Raw genomic sequence first — 14687 nt, 5'->3', positions numbered from 1 at the left:
CGCCGACCTTGCCGAGGGAGTACCTGATCATGTTCGCTTCAGCGATTGCATCGAGCGCCCCGGCGATGATTCCCCAGCCGGACGCACTACCTGACGAGCCCTATCTACTGGAAGTCGTCAACGTCAGCAAAGGTTTTCCCGGCGTGGTGGCCCTGTCTGATGTAGAGCTGCGGGTACGCCCCGGTTCGGTGCTGGCGCTGATGGGGGAAAACGGCGCAGGCAAATCCACCTTGATGAAAATCATTGCCGGCATCTACCCGCCCGACGCCGGTGAGCTGCGCCTGCGGGGCAAGCCGGTCACATTCGACACGCCCCTGGCGGCGTTGCAGTCCGGCATCGCGATGATCCATCAGGAACTGAATCTGATGCCCCACATGAGCATCGCCGAAAACATCTGGATCGGCCGCGAGCAGCTCAATGGCCTGCACATGGTCGACCATGGGGCGATGCACCGTTGCACCGCCAGGCTGCTGGAGCGCTTGCGGATCAACCTCGACCCCGAGGAGCAGGTGGGCAACCTGAGTATTGCCGAGCGACAGATGGTGGAGATCGCCAAGGCGGTGTCCTATGACTCCGACATTCTGATCATGGACGAACCAACCTCAGCCATCACTGAAACGGAAGTCGCCCACCTGTTCTCGATCATTGCCGACCTCAAGGCTCAGGGTAAGGGCATCATCTACATCACCCATAAAATGAATGAAGTGTTTGCCATCGCCGATGAAGTGGCGGTGTTTCGCGATGGCCGCTACATCGGCTTGCAACGGGCCGACAGCATGGACGGCGACAGTCTGATCTCGATGATGGTCGGACGGGAATTGAGCCAGCTGTTCCCGGAACGGGAAAAACCCATTGGCGAGTTGGTGTTGTCGGTACGCGACCTGAGCCTGGACGGCGTCTTCAAGGAGGTTTCCTTCGACCTGCACGCCGGGGAGATCCTCGGCATCGCCGGGCTGATGGGCTCGGGACGGACCAACGTGGCTGAAGCGATCTTCGGCGTCACGCCCAGTACCGGTGGCGAGATTCTGCTGGACGGCCAACCGGTGCGCATCAGCGACCCACACATGGCCATCGAGAAGGGCTTCGCCTTGCTGACCGAGGATCGCAAGCTCAGTGGGCTGTTCCCGTGCCTGTCGGTGCTGGAAAACATGGAGATGGCCGTGTTGCCCCATTATGTCGGCAACGGATTCATCCAGCAGAAAGCCTTGCGCGCCTTGTGTGAAGACATGTGCAAGAAGCTGCGGGTCAAGACCCCGTCCCTGGAGCAGTGCATCGACACCCTGTCCGGCGGCAATCAACAGAAGGCGCTGCTGGCCCGCTGGCTGATGACCAATCCGCGGATCCTGATTCTCGACGAGCCGACCCGTGGCATCGATGTTGGCGCCAAGGCCGAGATCTATCGGCTCATTGCCTACCTCGCCAGTGAGGGTATGGCAGTCATCATGATTTCCTCCGAGCTGCCGGAAGTGTTGGGCATGAGCGACCGGGTCCTGGTGATGCACGAAGGCGACCTGATGGGCACCCTCGACCGTAGCGAAGCGACCCAGGAGCGGGTCATGCAATTGGCCTCCGGCCTGGCCTGACACCCGCACACATCAATAACGTCGAGCAACATGGTGGCGAGGGAGCTTGCTCCCGCCGGGCCGTACTACACCGCCCGGCAGGGAACATCCCCTCGCCAACGAACAAAAAAGGTGGATGGCAATGAACGCGATACTGGAAAACAAACCCGCGGCCGCACCGGCCAGGACGCGCCGGCGGTTACCGACAGAGCTGAGTATCTTCCTGGTGCTGATTGGCATTGGCCTGGTGTTCGAATTGTTCGGCTGGATCATGCGCGACCAGAGTTTCCTGATGAACTCCCAGCGCCTGGTACTGATGATCCTGCAAGTGTCGATCATCGGCCTGCTGGCCATCGGAGTGACCCAGGTCATCATCACCACCGGCATCGACCTGTCGTCCGGTTCCGTGCTGGCGTTGTCGGCCATGATCGCCGCCAGCCTGGCCCAGACCTCGGATTTTGCCCGTGCCGTGTTTCCGTCCCTCACCGATCTACCGGCATGGATACCGGTGGTGGCAGGGTTGGGCGTGGGGCTGCTGGCCGGGGCGATCAACGGCAGCATTATCGCCATCACTGGCATCCCGCCCTTTATTGCCACGCTCGGCATGATGGTATCGGCCCGCGGCCTGGCGCGTTACTACACCGAAGGCCAGCCGGTGAGCATGTTGTCGGATTCCTACACTGCCATCGGTCATGGCGCCATGCCGGTGATCATCTTCCTGGTGGTGGCGGTGATTTTCCATATTGCCCTGCGCTACACCAAGTACGGCAAATATACTTACGCCATCGGCGGCAACATGCAGGCGGCGCGTACCTCGGGGATCAACGTCAAGCGGCACCTGGTCATCGTCTACAGCATCGCCGGGCTATTGGCCGGTCTCGCCGGGGTGGTGGCTTCGGCGCGGGCCGCGACCGGGCAGGCCGGCATGGGCATGTCCTATGAGCTGGATGCGATCGCCGCGGCCGTGATCGGCGGTACCAGCCTGGCCGGTGGAGTGGGGCGCATCACCGGGACGGTGATCGGCGCGCTGATCCTCGGCGTCATGGCCAGCGGCTTTACATTCGTGGGTGTCGATGCCTATATCCAGGACATCATCAAGGGGCTGATCATTGTGGTAGCGGTGGTCATCGACCAATATCGCAACAAGCGCAAACTCAAGCGTTAACGACCGCCCAGTTGCGACAAAGCGCCACGCCTGACCCGCGTGGCGTTGCCATTTGTCTTCTTAATACAGCCATTACAGCGAATTTCTTGTTATAAACGCACTCCGATGATCGCTAAAAGCCTGTCAGAGAACATTTGAAGGGGTTGTCGGACATTTTCCCATGTTTTCGGTTGCTGAGGCCTCGACTCGGCCTTAGACTGCCGCCCCTCGTAAATTGAGTGCCGGGTGGCGCTTGGAATAGACGGCGCCTTCCTGACGAGCGTGGCAGCTGCGCTGCGGGACGCTCCATAATTCGCCTTAATGCACGTTTTTTTATAGAGATATCAATGACAAAGGAAAAGTTGCTGGCCATGCCGGCGGATGACTACATGAACGCCGAGCAACTGGCTTTCTTCACCAAGCTGTTGCAGAACATGAAAGTCGAAACCCACGAGCGCATCGAACAGAACCGAATCGCCATTGAAAGCCTGGATTCCCCGGCTGACCCGGCCGACGCTGCTTCCGTAGAAGAAGAGCGCACCTGGCTGGTCAACGCCATCGATCGTGACCAGCGCATGCTGCCCCAGCTGGAGCAGGCTTTGGATCGCATCAACGACGAAAGCTTCGGCTGGTGCGACGACAGCGGCGAGCCGATCGGCCTCAAGCGTCTGCTGATCAGCCCGACCACCAAGTACTGCATCGAAGCCCAGGAACGTCACGAGCAGATCGACAAGCACCAGCGTCAGGCCTGATCCACTACCTGCCATTCGAGCTACCGAAGGCTGCACAGACCTTGGGGCGAGGGCGCTTGCTCCCGCCAGGCCATGTAGCGTTCCTCGAAAATCACACACCTGCATTGATCTGCTGCAAGAACGCGACTAATGGACCATGGATAATGGCTCCGTAGTGGCGTTTAATGCGGGCATAACAACGAGAAGTGTGGTGACGAACATGGCGACAGACGGATCTCTGGCGGCGGTGCCTGCCTCGGTATCGGCTACGAAAAGCACGGCGCGCTGGCTGACGCCGACCTTGCAGAGCCTTGCCCTGACCTTGCTGCTGTGCGGCATGGTGCTGGGAGGTTGGTCGTTGTACCTGGGCCTGCCCCTGGCGATGCTGATTGTCTGGTTGCCGCGCTTGCGCTCGCGCCTGGTCATCGCGCCCCAGCCTTCGTCGAATACCGGCTCATTGGCCGAGCTGACCCGTGACCTGTCCTACACCACCAGTCATAACGCGTTGTCGGCCGCCGGCGTCGCCTATTCGGTCAGGCAGCTGGCCGGCAAGGTCCAGTCGCAGCTCGATGCGGCGGCGCAGATCGTCAGCAGTGCCGAATCGATGATTGCCACCGAACAGGCCACTTCCCAACTCAGCCAGCAGGCCCTGGGCGCTGCCAGCGAAGCCCATCGCAGCAGCGTTGCCGGGCGCAGCGAACTGGTGGAGTCCATCAGTCGCATGCACCAACTCAGCCAACGGGCCAACGACAGCCGCGAGCTGATCGAGGCCTTGAGCGTGCGCAGCGACGAGATCCAGCGGGTCAGCCTGGTGATTCAGTCGATTGCCAGCCAGACCAACCTGCTGGCGCTGAATGCGGCCATTGAGGCGGCTCGGGCCGGGGAGCATGGTCGGGGCTTCGCCGTGGTTGCCGACGAAGTCCGTGGCCTGGCGGGCCGCACGGCGGCGGCGACTGGCGAGGTCGGCGTCATGGTGGCGGATATCCAGCAGCGCACTGCCCAGGTGGTCGAGCAGATCCGCCAACTGGCCGCCGATCTGGACAGCGGTGTGCAGCAGGTCGAGCACACGGGCCAGCACCTGGAGAACATTGCCCGGCTCGCCGCCGGTGTCGAAACCCAGGTCAGCGCCATCGCCCAGGGCACCGACACCAACCGTGAACAACTCGACAGCCTGTTCCACGCCATCGAGCAGATGCGCAGTGACCTGTCCATCAGCGACCAGCAGACCCAGCGCCTGGCCGAAGCGGCTGTGCAGATGGAAGGCCAGGCCGAAACCATCAGCGAGCGCCTGGCGGAGGTGGGGCTCGACGATTATCACCAGCGGGTCTACGACCTGGCGCGTGAAGGCGCGAGCCAGATCGCCGCGCAATTCGAGGCGGATATCGATCAAGGGCGTGTCAGCCTGGAGGATCTGTTCGATCGTAACTACCAGGCCATTCCCAATACCCATCCCGCCAAGTTCCAGACCCGCTTCGACCGTTATACCGACCAGGTCCTGCCGGCCATCCAGGAGCCTTTGCTCGCCCGGCATGAAGGCCTGGTGTTTGCGATTGCCTGTACCCAGCAAGGGTATGTGCCGACCCACAACAAAGTCTTCAGCCAGCCGTTGACCGGCGATCCTGCCGTCGACACGCTGAACAACCGTACCAAGCGCAAGTTCTCCGATCGCACCGGGATTCGATGCGGCAGCCACCAGCAACCGGTGCTGTTGCAGACCTATACCCGCGACACAGGCGAGCTGATGCATGACCTGTCCGTGCCCATCATGATCAAGGGCCGCCACTGGGGTGGGTTGCGGTTGGGCTACAAACCCGAGAAGCCGCGCTAGGCTTTCATTTGGATAGGCCAGGCTCACCGCTGATCGCGAGCAGGCTCGCTCCCACAGGGGCCTTCAGTGGCCGCAAGTTCCGGGAGCACCACAAATCCCCTGTGGGAGCGAGCCTGCTCGCGATAGCGATGGTGCAGTCAGCAAAGTATCGACTGATGCACCGCTATCGCGAGCAAGCTCGCTCCCACAAAACATGCTGTTGAGCCGCTATTTTCCGTCGTGCAGGCGTACGTTCAGTTGATCCACCAGCACCGCCTCTTCGCCATCAGCGAGCAACCATTCCCGTAGCAGGTCCTTTTGCTGATCCGACCAGAAATCGGCCTCCACCAGTTTTGTCTCCGGGTCCAGGGGGTGTGCCACGATGAAGCTGTCGATGGCTTTGTCGTCCGAGGGCAGGCCCAGTTGATCGAACAAGGTCTTGAGTTCGTGAGAAGGCTGTTCCATGGGGTTCTCCTTTGGGCATGCGCCGTCATGGCGCGTCGGTTGCGTCCCTTTATCTGAGGCAAGCGCGCGTCAGGAGTTCGATTATTGCTGTGTTCCGGCACTTCGCTCGAGATGCCTGGCCAGGTAGCAGGCTTCGTTATGATCGGTGCGGAAACCTCTTACACGTCCAGTCGAGGTTTCTTCAATATGGAAAAAACACTTGCCGGCCAGTACGACCCGATATCGCGGTTGAACCAGCGAGACCGGCAGGTAATGAATCCCGTCAAAGGCGTCATGGGGATTGACGATGGGTGGTGTAGTGGGGTGGCGCAAGGTTGTGAAAGTGCCCATGTGAATTCCTTTTCTATGGTTTACCGACGAATTGCCAAGTGTTTCGTAGTCTCCGTACCGCCGGCTGCTCTAGAATCGGTTGCGCTGTGCGGACGGTTGCGCCTATCTAAAGCAATTTTTTTTAGGCTCGATGTCAGAAAAATGCTTTTCTAAGTGAGAATTTTCCCTAAAGTTAGTAGTCCCACCTTTTCCGATGCTCAGAGTGGCTATTTCCTTCAGCTTCTGACGACCTCCTGGGAAAGACGGCGAGAGTGGCAATCCTTTAGTCTTCTCTCGCCCCGGGACAGGGTGCGCCGTTCACTTCGAATTTCAGTTACAGGTCATTGCGACGCTGCAGTCGGCACGGGTTCTCGTGGTCCGTTCTTTCTGCGCAGCGGGCCGTTTTCAAGATGGGGATGTTTCCTTGGCAGTAAGTAATCTCGATACGCATGCGTTATTTGTACTGGGTGACCTGCGGGCAAAACTGGTCAAACTGTTCCAGTCACGTTTCGTCTACATCACCGAGCAGACCGCCGAAGGTATCTACGTCGCCGAAATCGACACCGAATCGGCTCTTGTGGTCGATGACAAGCCCAGGCTCGAGCTCAAGGTGGGCGATCATTTTCGTGCGGCGGTATTGCCCAGTCGCGAAGGGGGCAAGTTCGAAATCAGGTTTCGCGAAATCAAACTGACGGTCTATGGCCTTGGGGATTACGCGTTCGTCACGACCCCGGGCGGCCAGGCCATCCTGTTCAAGGAAGGCCACAGCGTGGTGACCGTGTATGCGGCGAACGAACAGCTGCAAGAAGGTTTGACCAAGACCCTCAAGGCGGTCACCGCCAAGGCTGCGAAGTGGCGCAAGGGCGAACTGGTGACGTTCAAGGCCAGCGAGTGATACGCAGGCGCGGCGACCGTTTTACTGGAACCTCGGCTACAGTCAGTTGACTGAATTATTCAGGGGCTTGCGTTCGATTACGCAGGACCGTTCAGCTCTTGCTGTCTGGTATGAGGAACATCGCATGAAACGAGTTCGACAGTGGCTGGCTGCCTGGGCCACCTGCGCTGTGTTGGCTTCATCGTTCCCGGCATCGGCTGCTTCGGCACCGATCCACTTCGCCGACCTGAACTGGGAAAGCGGCAGCCTGATCACTGATATCCTGCGGATCATCGTCGAAAAAGGCTACGACTTGAACACCGACACCTTGCCGGGCACCACCATCACCCTGGAAACCGCACTGGCCAATAACGACATACAGGTCATCGGCGAGGAGTGGGCCGGTCGCAGCCCGGTATGGGTCAAGGCCGAAGCCGAGGGCAAGGTGATCGCCCTGGGCGATACGGTCAAGGGCGCGACGGAAGGCTGGTGGGTGCCGGAATACGTGATCAAGGGCGATCCCGCCAAAGGCATCAAGCCCCTGGCGCCGGACCTTCGCAGCGTCAGCGACCTGGCGCGCTACAAGCATGTGTTCAAGGACCCGGAGAGTCCCGACAAGGGGCGCTTCCTCAACAGCCCCATCGGCTGGACATCCGAAGTCGTCAACAAGCAGAAGCTCAAGGCGTATGGCCTGACCGACAGTTATGTGAATTTTCGCAGCGGCTCCGGCGCGGCGCTGGACGCGGAAATCACCTCGTCGATTCGCCGGGGCAAACCGATCCTGTTCTACTACTGGTCACCCACGCCGCTGCTGGGGCGATTCAAGCTGGTGCAGCTACAAGAGCCGCCCTTCGATGCCGAAGCGTGGAAAACCCTGACCGACGCCGACAATCCCAACCCCCGGCCGACCCGTTCCCTGGCCTCTAAACTGTCGATTGGCGTCTCGGCGCCGTTCCAGAAACAGTATCCGGAGATCGCCGAATTCTTCAGCAAGGTCGACCTGCCCATCGATCCTTTGAACAAGGCCCTGGCCGAAATGAGCGAAAAGCGCACACCGCCCCGTGAGGCTGCCCAGGCCTTTCTCAAGGCCCATCCGCAGGTGTGGCAGGCCTGGGTGCCCAGCGAGGTGGCGGAAAAAGTGTCTGCCGGTCTGTAGCGTCGATTGCCGGTGTCTGAACACTTGATCCCGAGCAATGTGTCATCCGCTGGAAACGGGCAATCTGCGCCCGTCCTGCGAAATGCCAAATTCGAGCTAGGATGATTGTTCAACCTTTTCCAGGAGGCTGGCGAATGACGCTTTTATTGGCACGGACGCTGGTCGCGGTGTTTGCGACCATCAGTTTGATTCATTTGTACTGGGCCCTGGGTGGACGCTGGGCGGCCCAGGCGGTGGTCCCCCAGGTTCCGGTCAAGCAGGGGGACATCCTGCGCCCGGCGTTCGACCCCTCGGGCTGGTTGACCCTGTTGGTGGCCCTGGCGCTGCTGTTCATCGCTGTGCTGGTGTGCCTGCGCGGCGGCCTCTTGGCGCCGCCGGTCACCCATCGCGCGCTGCAATGGCTGATCAGTGCGATTGCCTTGCTGATGTTTGCCCGGGCCATTGGCGAGTCGAACCTGGTGGGCTTCTTCAAGGAATTCAAGGAATCGACCTTCGCCCGGCTCGACACCTGGGTCTATTCGCCGTTGTGCGTCGTGCTGGGCGCGGGGCTGCTGGCGGTGGCCTGGGCCTGAGCACTCCGCCGGCTACTCACTTCCGCCGGCACATCATCCCCGGCCATGCGCTTGCGGAACAACGCCGCCCGGGCCAGCAACAGGGTGGTCACCGGAACGGTGATGGACAGCAGGATCGGTATCAGCCAGGCGTGCAGCACCGGCCCGGACTTGAGCACCGAGAAATAAATGATCGAGGCCAGCGCCACGCACCAGGCCCCCAGTGTCGAGGCCAGGGCCGGTGGATGCATGCGCTGGAAATAATCCTTCAAGCGCACCAGGCCGATGGCCCCGACCAGGGCGAACAGGCTGCCGAGTACCAACAGGAGCGCCACCGGGATCTCGATCCAGAGTGACAATTGTCCGGTCATTCGATCACCTCGCCACGCAGCAGGAACTTGGCCAGGGCAAACGAGCCGACGAAGCCGAACAGGGCGATCAACAGCGCCGCCTCGAAGTAGGTGTCACTGGCGTAGCGAATGCCCAGCACCAGCATCATCAGCATCGCCACGATGTACAGGTAATCCAGGGCCAGGACCCGGTCTTGCGCCGACGGCCCCTTGAACAGGCGCAACAGGGTCAGCACCAGCGCCAGGGAGAACAGGAACAGACTCAGCACAATCGCATTGGACAGCAACGGACTCATTGGAAAATCTCCATCAGGGGCCGCTCATAAGTGGCCTTGAAATGCGCGATGAACGACGCTTCGTCTTCCAGATCGAACACATGCATCAGCAGGATGCGGCGATCCAGCGCCAGTTCCGACCAGACCGTTCCGGGGATCACCGTGGTGATCATCGACAACGCCGCCAGGCCATTGGCGTCGTGCAGGTCCAGCGGTACCTTGACGAACCGCGAGCGCGGCGGGCGCCGGCCGGCGTTCAGCACGCCCCAGGCCACCGCCAGATTGGACACCAGCACATCGCGCCCCACCAGCAGGAACAGTCGCAGCACCGCCCTGGGGCGGCGGATACGAATGGGCCGTGGCCGCAACGGGCGCATCATCAAAGGTGCCAGGAAGCCCAACGCTGCCCCCAGCAGCAGGTGCCCGGCGCTGAGGGACAGGTTCAACAGCAACCACAGTGCCCAGAGTGCCAGGGACAGCCATGGCGCGGGGAACAGGCGCTTCATGGCTGCACCTGCGGCACGGCACTGATGGCGTCGGGGCCGGGAACGCTCCGAGTACCGAGCACTGACATCACGTAGTGTTCCGGCGTGTTCAGCGCATTGGCCGCGTCCTGGGTGTAGCGCAGCAGGGGTTCGGCCTTGAACGTCAAGGCGATGCCCAGGCCGAGCAGTGCAAGGATCGGCAGGCACTCGAACGGCCGCAGCAGCGGCGAGGGTCGTTCCTGCGGGGTCCAGAAGCGCTGGATACCCAGGCGCGAGAAAGCGATCAACGAGGCCAGCCCGGACAGGATCAACAACGCCAGCAGGCCCCAGGCCTGAGGCGACACCGGCTGGCCGACGTCGGCTCCGAGCCCCTGGGGATTGAGCAAGGCGTTCAACAGCCCCAGTTTGCCGATGAATCCCGACAGCGGCGGCATGCCGACGATCAACAGCGCACAGGCAATGAAACTCAGGCCGAGGAAGGCCATGGTCCAGGGAATGACTTGCCCGACCACGGCTTTCTGCTCGTCATCGAGGTTGGTGCCCTTGGGCGGTTGCAGCGACTCCAGCGGTCGCGGCAAGGTATCGAGGTCGTCCTCCAGCGACAGGTCATTGGCCGAACGCGAGCGTTCGATCAACTCGGCCAGCAGGAACAGCGCGCACAGCGCCAGGGTCGAACTCACCAGATAGAACAGCGCAGCGCCCACCAGGTTCGGCTGGGCGAAGCCGATGGCCGACAGCAGGATGCCGGCCGATACCAGGATGCTCAGGCTGGCCATGCGCTCCAGGCGCTGGGCCGCCAGGATGGCGATGGCCGCGCAGACAATGGTCGCCATGCCGCCGTAGATCAGCCAGTCGCCGCCGAAATACGCCGAAGCGCCGGCCTGGCCGGAGAACAGCAAGGTCCACAAGCGCAAGATCGTGTAGATGCCTACCTTGGTCATGATCGCGAACAGCGCTGCCACAGGAGCGCTGGCGGCACTATAGGCCGGCACCAGCCAGAAGTTCAGTGGCCACATGCCGGCCTTGGCCAGGAACGCCACGGCGAGGATCGCCGCACCCGCATGCAGCAGGCCCCGGTCGGCTTCCGGCACCAGAGGCACTTTCAGCGCCAGGTCGGCCATGTTCAGGGTGCCGGTGACGCCATAGATCAGCGCCGCGCCGATCAGGAACAGCGACGAAGCCAGCAGGTTGATCGAGATGTAGTGCAAGCCCGACGACACCCGTGCCCGACCCGAGCCATGCAGCAGTAAGCCGTAGGAAGCGGCCAGCAATACCTCGAAAAACACGAACAGGTTGAACAGGTCCCCGGTGAGGAAGGCGCCATAGAGACCCATCAGCTGGATCTGGAACAAGGCATGGAAGCTGGCCCCGGCGCCGTGCCAGCGGGCCATGGCGAACAGCAGGGCGCTGACGCCGATGATGCCGGTCAACACCAGCATCAGCGCCGACAGGCGGTCCACCACCAGGACGATGCCGAACGGTGCCTGCCAGTTGCCCGGCAGGTACACGCCAATGGACGCGGGCAGGGCCTGCTCCTGGGTCCCATACAGCAACAATACTGCAACGCCCAGGCCCAGCAGACTGGAAAACAGATTGATCCGTGCCTTGAGCGCGCGGTGCTTTTCCCCCAGCATCAGCATCAACGCGGCGGTGAGCAGCGGCAGGAGGATGGGCGCGGCGATCAGATGGGGTGTCAACATCATTCCCTGGGCTCCCGGCCGTCCACATGGTCGGTGCCGGTCAGGCCCCGGGAGGCCAGCAATACCACCAGGAACAGCGCGGTCATGGCGAAGCTGATGACGATGGCGGTCAGCACCAGGGCCTGGGGCAGCGGGTCGGTGTAGTGCAGCAGATCCTGGGGTACGCCGTCCTTGATGATCGGCTCCTTGCCGATGAACAGACTGCCCATGCTGAAGATGAACAGGTTGACGCCGTAGGACAGCAGGCACAGGCCCATGACCACCTGGAAGGTCCGCGGCCGCAACACCAGCCAGACGCCGGAGGCGGCCAGGACGCCGATTGCTATAGCGATGACTTCTTCCATCAGGGGGTGGCTCCTTTGAGAGGGGCGGCGGCTTTGGATTGCAGGGCCGGCTTGTGGGCCCGCACCGACTGGTGCGCCAGCGCGGTGAGGATCAGCAGCGTCGAGCCGACCACCACGGCATATACGCCGATGTCGAAGAACAGTGCGCTGGCCAGGTGAATATCACCCAGCAGCGGCAGTTCCAAATGCCAGGTGTGAGTGGTGAGGAACGGATAGCCCACGGCCATCGCCCCCAGGCCCGTCGCCGTGGCGAACAACAACCCGGTACCCATCCAGCGCAGCGGCCGCAGGCTCATTTGCGCCTCGACCCACTGGGTGCCGGCCACCATGTATTGCAGGATGAACGCCACCGACATCACCAGCCCGGCCACGAAGCCGCCCCCCGGTTGGTTGTGGCCGCGCATGAACAGGTAGAACGACACTACCAGGGCAATCGGCAGCAGCAGGCGCACCAGCACCGAGGGCACCATCATGAAGCCCAATGCGGTGTCGCTGGCATGGCGCGGGTTGACCAGGTCGGTGACCACGTCCGGTGCCAGCAGGCGCTGCTGCGCCGGTAGCTGCATGCTTTCCTTCGGTGGGCGGAAACGCCGCAACAGGGCGAACACGGCCAGGGCCACCGCCACCAACACGGTGATTTCCCCCAGGGTGTCGAAGCCACGGAAGTCCACCAGCATCACGTTCACCACGTTGCTGCCGCCGCCTTCGGGCAGGGCCCGGCTGAGGTAGAACGAAGAAATGTCGTTGGGCGTCTGGCGCGTCAGCATCGCGTAGGAGAGCAACGCCATGCCGCCACCTACCGCGCCGGACAACAGCAAGTCCCGCAGGCGACGGATCCGCGCGCGCCGTTCGCTGTTGGGCCGCGGCGATGCGTCCTCGATCCGCCGCGGCAGCCAGCGCAGGCCCAGCAGGATCAGCACCGTGGTCACCACTTCCACCACCAGTTGCGTCAAGGCCAGGTCGGGGGCGGAGAACCAGACGAAGGTCACGCAGGTCATCAGGCCGCAGACGCTGACCATGGTCAGGGCCGCGAGACGGTGATACTTGGCCTGCCATGCCGCACCCAGGGCACAGGCGATGGCCAGCAGCCAAAGGATGACGAAGACGATGGAGCCGGGAATTTTCGGCCGGTCGCCCCAGACCAGCGAGCTGTGCAGCATCGGGATCAGCCCGGCCAGCACCGCGGCCAGCACCAGGAGGAACAGTTGGGCCTGGAGGCGCCGGGTACTGATGAGTCGCTCCAATCGCCGGCCGGTGCGCATCATCAGCACCAGGCAGCGCTCGAACAGATGCTTGCCGCTGAACCGGCCAATGAGCGGCGTATGGGTGATCTGCCCGCGCTTGAACTGTTTGCGCAGCAGCAGGTACAGCACGACGCCACCGGACATCGCCACCAGGCTCATGATCATCGGCGCATTGAGGCCATGCCAGATCGCCAGGCTGTATTCGGGCAGGGCGCCGCCCACGACCGGCAGCGCGGCCGCCGCCAGCAAGGAACCGACCACCTGGGCTGGAAAGATCCCCACCAGCAGGCAGGTGAACACCAGCAATTCCACCGGCGCGCGCATCCAGCGCGGTGGCTCGTGGGGGGTATGGGGCAGGTCGGTGGCCGTCGGGCCGAAGAACACATCCACGGTGAAGCGCAGAGAGTAGGCGACGCTGAAGGTCCCGGCGATGGTGGCCACGATCGGCAGCGCCAACTCGACCCAGGTCGTGGCGGAAATGAACACCGTTTCGGCGAAGAACATTTCCTTGGAAAGAAAACCGTTGAGCAGCGGCACCCCGGCCATGGCCGCGCTGGCGACCATCGCCAGGGTCGCCGTGAAGGGAATCAGCCGCACCAGGCCGCTGAGCTTGCGGATGTCTCGGGTGCCGCTTTCATGGTCGATGATTCCGGCTGCCATGAACAGCGAGGCCTTGAAGGTGGCGTGGTTGAGAATGTGGAACACCGCCGCCACCGCCGCCAGCGGGCTGTTCAGGCCCAGCAGCAGGGTGATCAACCCCAGGTGGCTGATGGTGGAATAGGCCAGCAACCCCTTGAGGTCATTCTGGAACATCGCGCAGTAGGCACCCAGCAACAGCGTACAGGCCCCCGCACCGCCGACGATGTAGAACCATTGTTCGCTGCCCGACAGCGACGGCCACAACCGTGCCAGCAGGAATACCCCGGCCTTGACCATGGTCGCCGAGTGCAGATAGGCCGAGACCGGCGTGGGCGCGGCCATGGCGTGGGGCAGCCAGAAATGGAACGGGAACTGGGCACTTTTGCTCAGGGCGCCGATCAGGATCAGCGGCAGCAGGATGGGGTAGAGGGCATGGGCCCGGATCAGGTCGCCCGCCGCCAGGACCTTGTCCAGCTCGTAACTGCCCACCACATGGCCAAGCAGCAGCACCCCGGCCAACAGGCACAGCCCACCGGCCCCGGTCACCATCAAGGCCATGTAGGCGCCGCGCCGTGCGTCGGAGCGATGATGCCAGTAGCCGATCAGCAGGAACGAGAACAGGCTGGTCAGTTCCCAGAAAAACACCATCTGGATCAGGTTGCCGGAGATCACCAGCCCGAGCATGGCGCCCATGAATGCCAGGAAGAACGCGAAGAAGCGCGGCACCGGATCTTCCGGTGACATGTAATAGCGGGCGTACAACGACACTAACGTACCGATGCCCAGCACCAGCAACGAAAACAACCAGGCAAACCCGTCCAGCCGCAGCACGAAGTTCAGGCCCAGGCTGGGCAACCAGAGATACTCTTCACGGATCACGCCGCCGTCGACGATCTGTGGATAGAGCAAGGCCACCTGAACGGTGCCGACCAGCGCGATGAGGCCTGCCAGCATCGATTCGGCGTTACGGGCGTTATGCGGCAGCAGCGCCGCGATTCCGCTGCCGATGAAGGGCAAAAGCAATAGAACTATCAGTGACATAGGCTTCTAT

At 62.2% G+C, this 14687-nt stretch carries 15 protein-coding genes; 7 read left to right on the top strand and 8 right to left on the bottom strand.

Features of this window, described 5'->3' with window-relative positions:
• Nucleotides 1-29 precede the first annotated feature (29 nt).
• The 4 genes from FBY02_RS07020 to FBY02_RS07005 all read left to right on the top strand — a co-directional run bounded on the left by FBY02_RS07020 (nt 30) and on the right by FBY02_RS07005 (nt 5265).
• On the top strand, nt 30-1583 hold the full coding sequence (locus tag FBY02_RS07020) for a sugar ABC transporter ATP-binding protein (RefSeq protein ID WP_144925157.1): 1554 nt from the start codon (nt 30-32) through the stop codon (nt 1581-1583).
• 121 nt (nt 1584-1704) lie between these two features.
• Nucleotides 1705-2727: an ABC transporter permease gene (locus FBY02_RS07015; protein WP_042731369.1), complete on the top strand. Its 1023-nt coding sequence runs from the start codon at nt 1705-1707 to the stop codon at nt 2725-2727.
• 326 nt (nt 2728-3053) lie between these two features.
• Complete coding sequence (locus FBY02_RS07010; protein WP_024780047.1) at nt 3054-3458, top strand: TraR/DksA family transcriptional regulator; 405 nt, start codon at nt 3054-3056, stop codon at nt 3456-3458.
• A gap of 136 nt (nt 3459-3594) precedes the next feature.
• Complete coding sequence (locus tag FBY02_RS07005) at nt 3595-5265, top strand: methyl-accepting chemotaxis protein (RefSeq protein WP_371921399.1); 1671 nt, start codon at nt 3595-3597, stop codon at nt 5263-5265.
• Between the two features lie 207 nt (nt 5266-5472).
• On the opposite strand, the gene FBY02_RS07000 is transcribed toward FBY02_RS07005, so the two are convergent.
• Nucleotides 5473-5709 (bottom strand): DUF2789 family protein, encoded by a 237-nt coding sequence (locus FBY02_RS07000; protein WP_144925151.1) that lies wholly within the window; start codon nt 5707-5709, stop codon nt 5473-5475.
• Nucleotides 5710-5790: 81 nt separating this feature from the next.
• Complete coding sequence (locus tag FBY02_RS06995; protein WP_144925149.1) at nt 5791-6039, bottom strand: hypothetical protein; 249 nt, start codon at nt 6037-6039, stop codon at nt 5791-5793.
• Nucleotides 6040-6442: 403 nt separating this feature from the next.
• On the opposite strand from FBY02_RS06995, the gene FBY02_RS06990 reads away from it, so the two are divergent.
• The 3 genes from FBY02_RS06990 (at nt 6443) to FBY02_RS06980 (ending at nt 8620) form a co-directional block, all read left to right on the top strand.
• On the top strand, nt 6443-6913 hold the full coding sequence (locus FBY02_RS06990) for a hypothetical protein (protein WP_144925146.1): 471 nt from the start codon (nt 6443-6445) through the stop codon (nt 6911-6913).
• 124 nt (nt 6914-7037) lie between these two features.
• Nucleotides 7038-8048 carry an ABC transporter substrate-binding protein gene (locus FBY02_RS06985; protein WP_144925143.1) on the top strand — a complete coding sequence of 337 codons (1011 nt, stop codon included), beginning with the start codon at nt 7038-7040 and terminating at the stop codon, nt 8046-8048.
• Nucleotides 8049-8182: 134 nt separating this feature from the next.
• Complete coding sequence (locus FBY02_RS06980) at nt 8183-8620, top strand: DUF3995 domain-containing protein (RefSeq protein WP_047700908.1); 438 nt, start codon at nt 8183-8185, stop codon at nt 8618-8620.
• On the opposite strand, the gene FBY02_RS06975 is transcribed toward FBY02_RS06980, so the two are convergent.
• Genes FBY02_RS06975 through FBY02_RS06950 form a run of 6 tightly spaced genes read right to left on the bottom strand, consistent with a single transcriptional unit; the run spans nt 8563 to nt 14677 of the window.
• Entirely contained in the window at nt 8563-8970 is a 408-nt protein-coding gene (locus tag FBY02_RS06975; RefSeq protein WP_144925140.1) for a Na+/H+ antiporter subunit G, read from the bottom strand. The genes FBY02_RS06980 and FBY02_RS06975 overlap by 58 nt on opposite strands.
• The gene (locus FBY02_RS06970; protein ID WP_144925137.1) at nt 8967-9245 is read right to left on the bottom strand and encodes a K+/H+ antiporter subunit F; all 279 of its coding nucleotides are present in this window, start codon (nt 9243-9245) and stop codon (nt 8967-8969) included. The genes FBY02_RS06975 and FBY02_RS06970 overlap by 4 nt, the downstream gene beginning before the upstream one ends.
• The gene (locus tag FBY02_RS06965; RefSeq protein ID WP_144925134.1) at nt 9242-9730 is read right to left on the bottom strand and encodes a Na+/H+ antiporter subunit E; all 489 of its coding nucleotides are present in this window, start codon (nt 9728-9730) and stop codon (nt 9242-9244) included. Before FBY02_RS06965 ends, FBY02_RS06970 begins: the two co-directional genes overlap by 4 nt.
• Complete coding sequence (locus tag FBY02_RS06960) at nt 9727-11412, bottom strand: monovalent cation/H+ antiporter subunit D (RefSeq protein WP_144925131.1); 1686 nt, start codon at nt 11410-11412, stop codon at nt 9727-9729. The genes FBY02_RS06965 and FBY02_RS06960 overlap by 4 nt, the downstream gene beginning before the upstream one ends.
• The gene (locus FBY02_RS06955) at nt 11409-11753 is read right to left on the bottom strand and encodes a Na+/H+ antiporter subunit C (protein ID WP_003180540.1); all 345 of its coding nucleotides are present in this window, start codon (nt 11751-11753) and stop codon (nt 11409-11411) included. The genes FBY02_RS06960 and FBY02_RS06955 overlap by 4 nt, the downstream gene beginning before the upstream one ends.
• Complete coding sequence (locus FBY02_RS06950) at nt 11753-14677, bottom strand: monovalent cation/H+ antiporter subunit A (protein ID WP_144925126.1); 2925 nt, start codon at nt 14675-14677, stop codon at nt 11753-11755. Before FBY02_RS06950 ends, FBY02_RS06955 begins: the two co-directional genes overlap by 1 nt.
• Nucleotides 14678-14687: the final 10 nt, after the last annotated feature.

The organism is Pseudomonas sp. SJZ078, from assembly GCF_007828255.1.
Taxonomy (GTDB): Bacteria; Pseudomonadota; Gammaproteobacteria; order Pseudomonadales; family Pseudomonadaceae; genus Aquipseudomonas.
Note: the sequence above shows the minus strand (reverse complement) of the source record. Positions and strands in the feature narration are given on the sequence as shown.

Excerpts from the sequence above, each read along its gene's own strand:
- FBY02_RS07020 (WP_144925157.1), top strand. The coding sequence starts at position 30 with ATGTTCGCTTCAGCGATTGCATCGAGCGCCCCGGCGATGATTCCCCAG.
- FBY02_RS07015 (WP_042731369.1), top strand. The coding sequence starts at position 1,705 with ATGAACGCGATACTGGAAAACAAACCCGCGGCCGCACCGGCCAGGACG.
- FBY02_RS07010 (WP_024780047.1), top strand. The coding sequence starts at position 3,054 with ATGACAAAGGAAAAGTTGCTGGCCATGCCGGCGGATGACTACATGAAC.
- FBY02_RS07005 (WP_371921399.1), top strand. The coding sequence starts at position 3,595 with ATGGATAATGGCTCCGTAGTGGCGTTTAATGCGGGCATAACAACGAGA.
- FBY02_RS07000 (WP_144925151.1), bottom strand. The coding sequence starts at position 5,709 with ATGGAACAGCCTTCTCACGAACTCAAGACCTTGTTCGATCAACTGGGC.
- FBY02_RS06995 (WP_144925149.1), bottom strand. The coding sequence starts at position 6,039 with ATGGGCACTTTCACAACCTTGCGCCACCCCACTACACCACCCATCGTC.
- FBY02_RS06985 (WP_144925143.1), top strand. The coding sequence starts at position 7,038 with ATGAAACGAGTTCGACAGTGGCTGGCTGCCTGGGCCACCTGCGCTGTG.
- FBY02_RS06980 (WP_047700908.1), top strand. The coding sequence starts at position 8,183 with ATGACGCTTTTATTGGCACGGACGCTGGTCGCGGTGTTTGCGACCATC.
- FBY02_RS06975 (WP_144925140.1), bottom strand. The coding sequence starts at position 8,970 with ATGACCGGACAATTGTCACTCTGGATCGAGATCCCGGTGGCGCTCCTG.
- FBY02_RS06970 (WP_144925137.1), bottom strand. The coding sequence starts at position 9,245 with ATGAGTCCGTTGCTGTCCAATGCGATTGTGCTGAGTCTGTTCCTGTTC.
- FBY02_RS06965 (WP_144925134.1), bottom strand. The coding sequence starts at position 9,730 with ATGAAGCGCCTGTTCCCCGCGCCATGGCTGTCCCTGGCACTCTGGGCA.
- FBY02_RS06960 (WP_144925131.1), bottom strand. The coding sequence starts at position 11,412 with ATGATGTTGACACCCCATCTGATCGCCGCGCCCATCCTCCTGCCGCTG.
- FBY02_RS06955 (WP_003180540.1), bottom strand. The coding sequence starts at position 11,753 with ATGGAAGAAGTCATCGCTATAGCAATCGGCGTCCTGGCCGCCTCCGGC.
- FBY02_RS06950 (WP_144925126.1), bottom strand. The coding sequence starts at position 14,677 with ATGTCACTGATAGTTCTATTGCTTTTGCCCTTCATCGGCAGCGGAATC.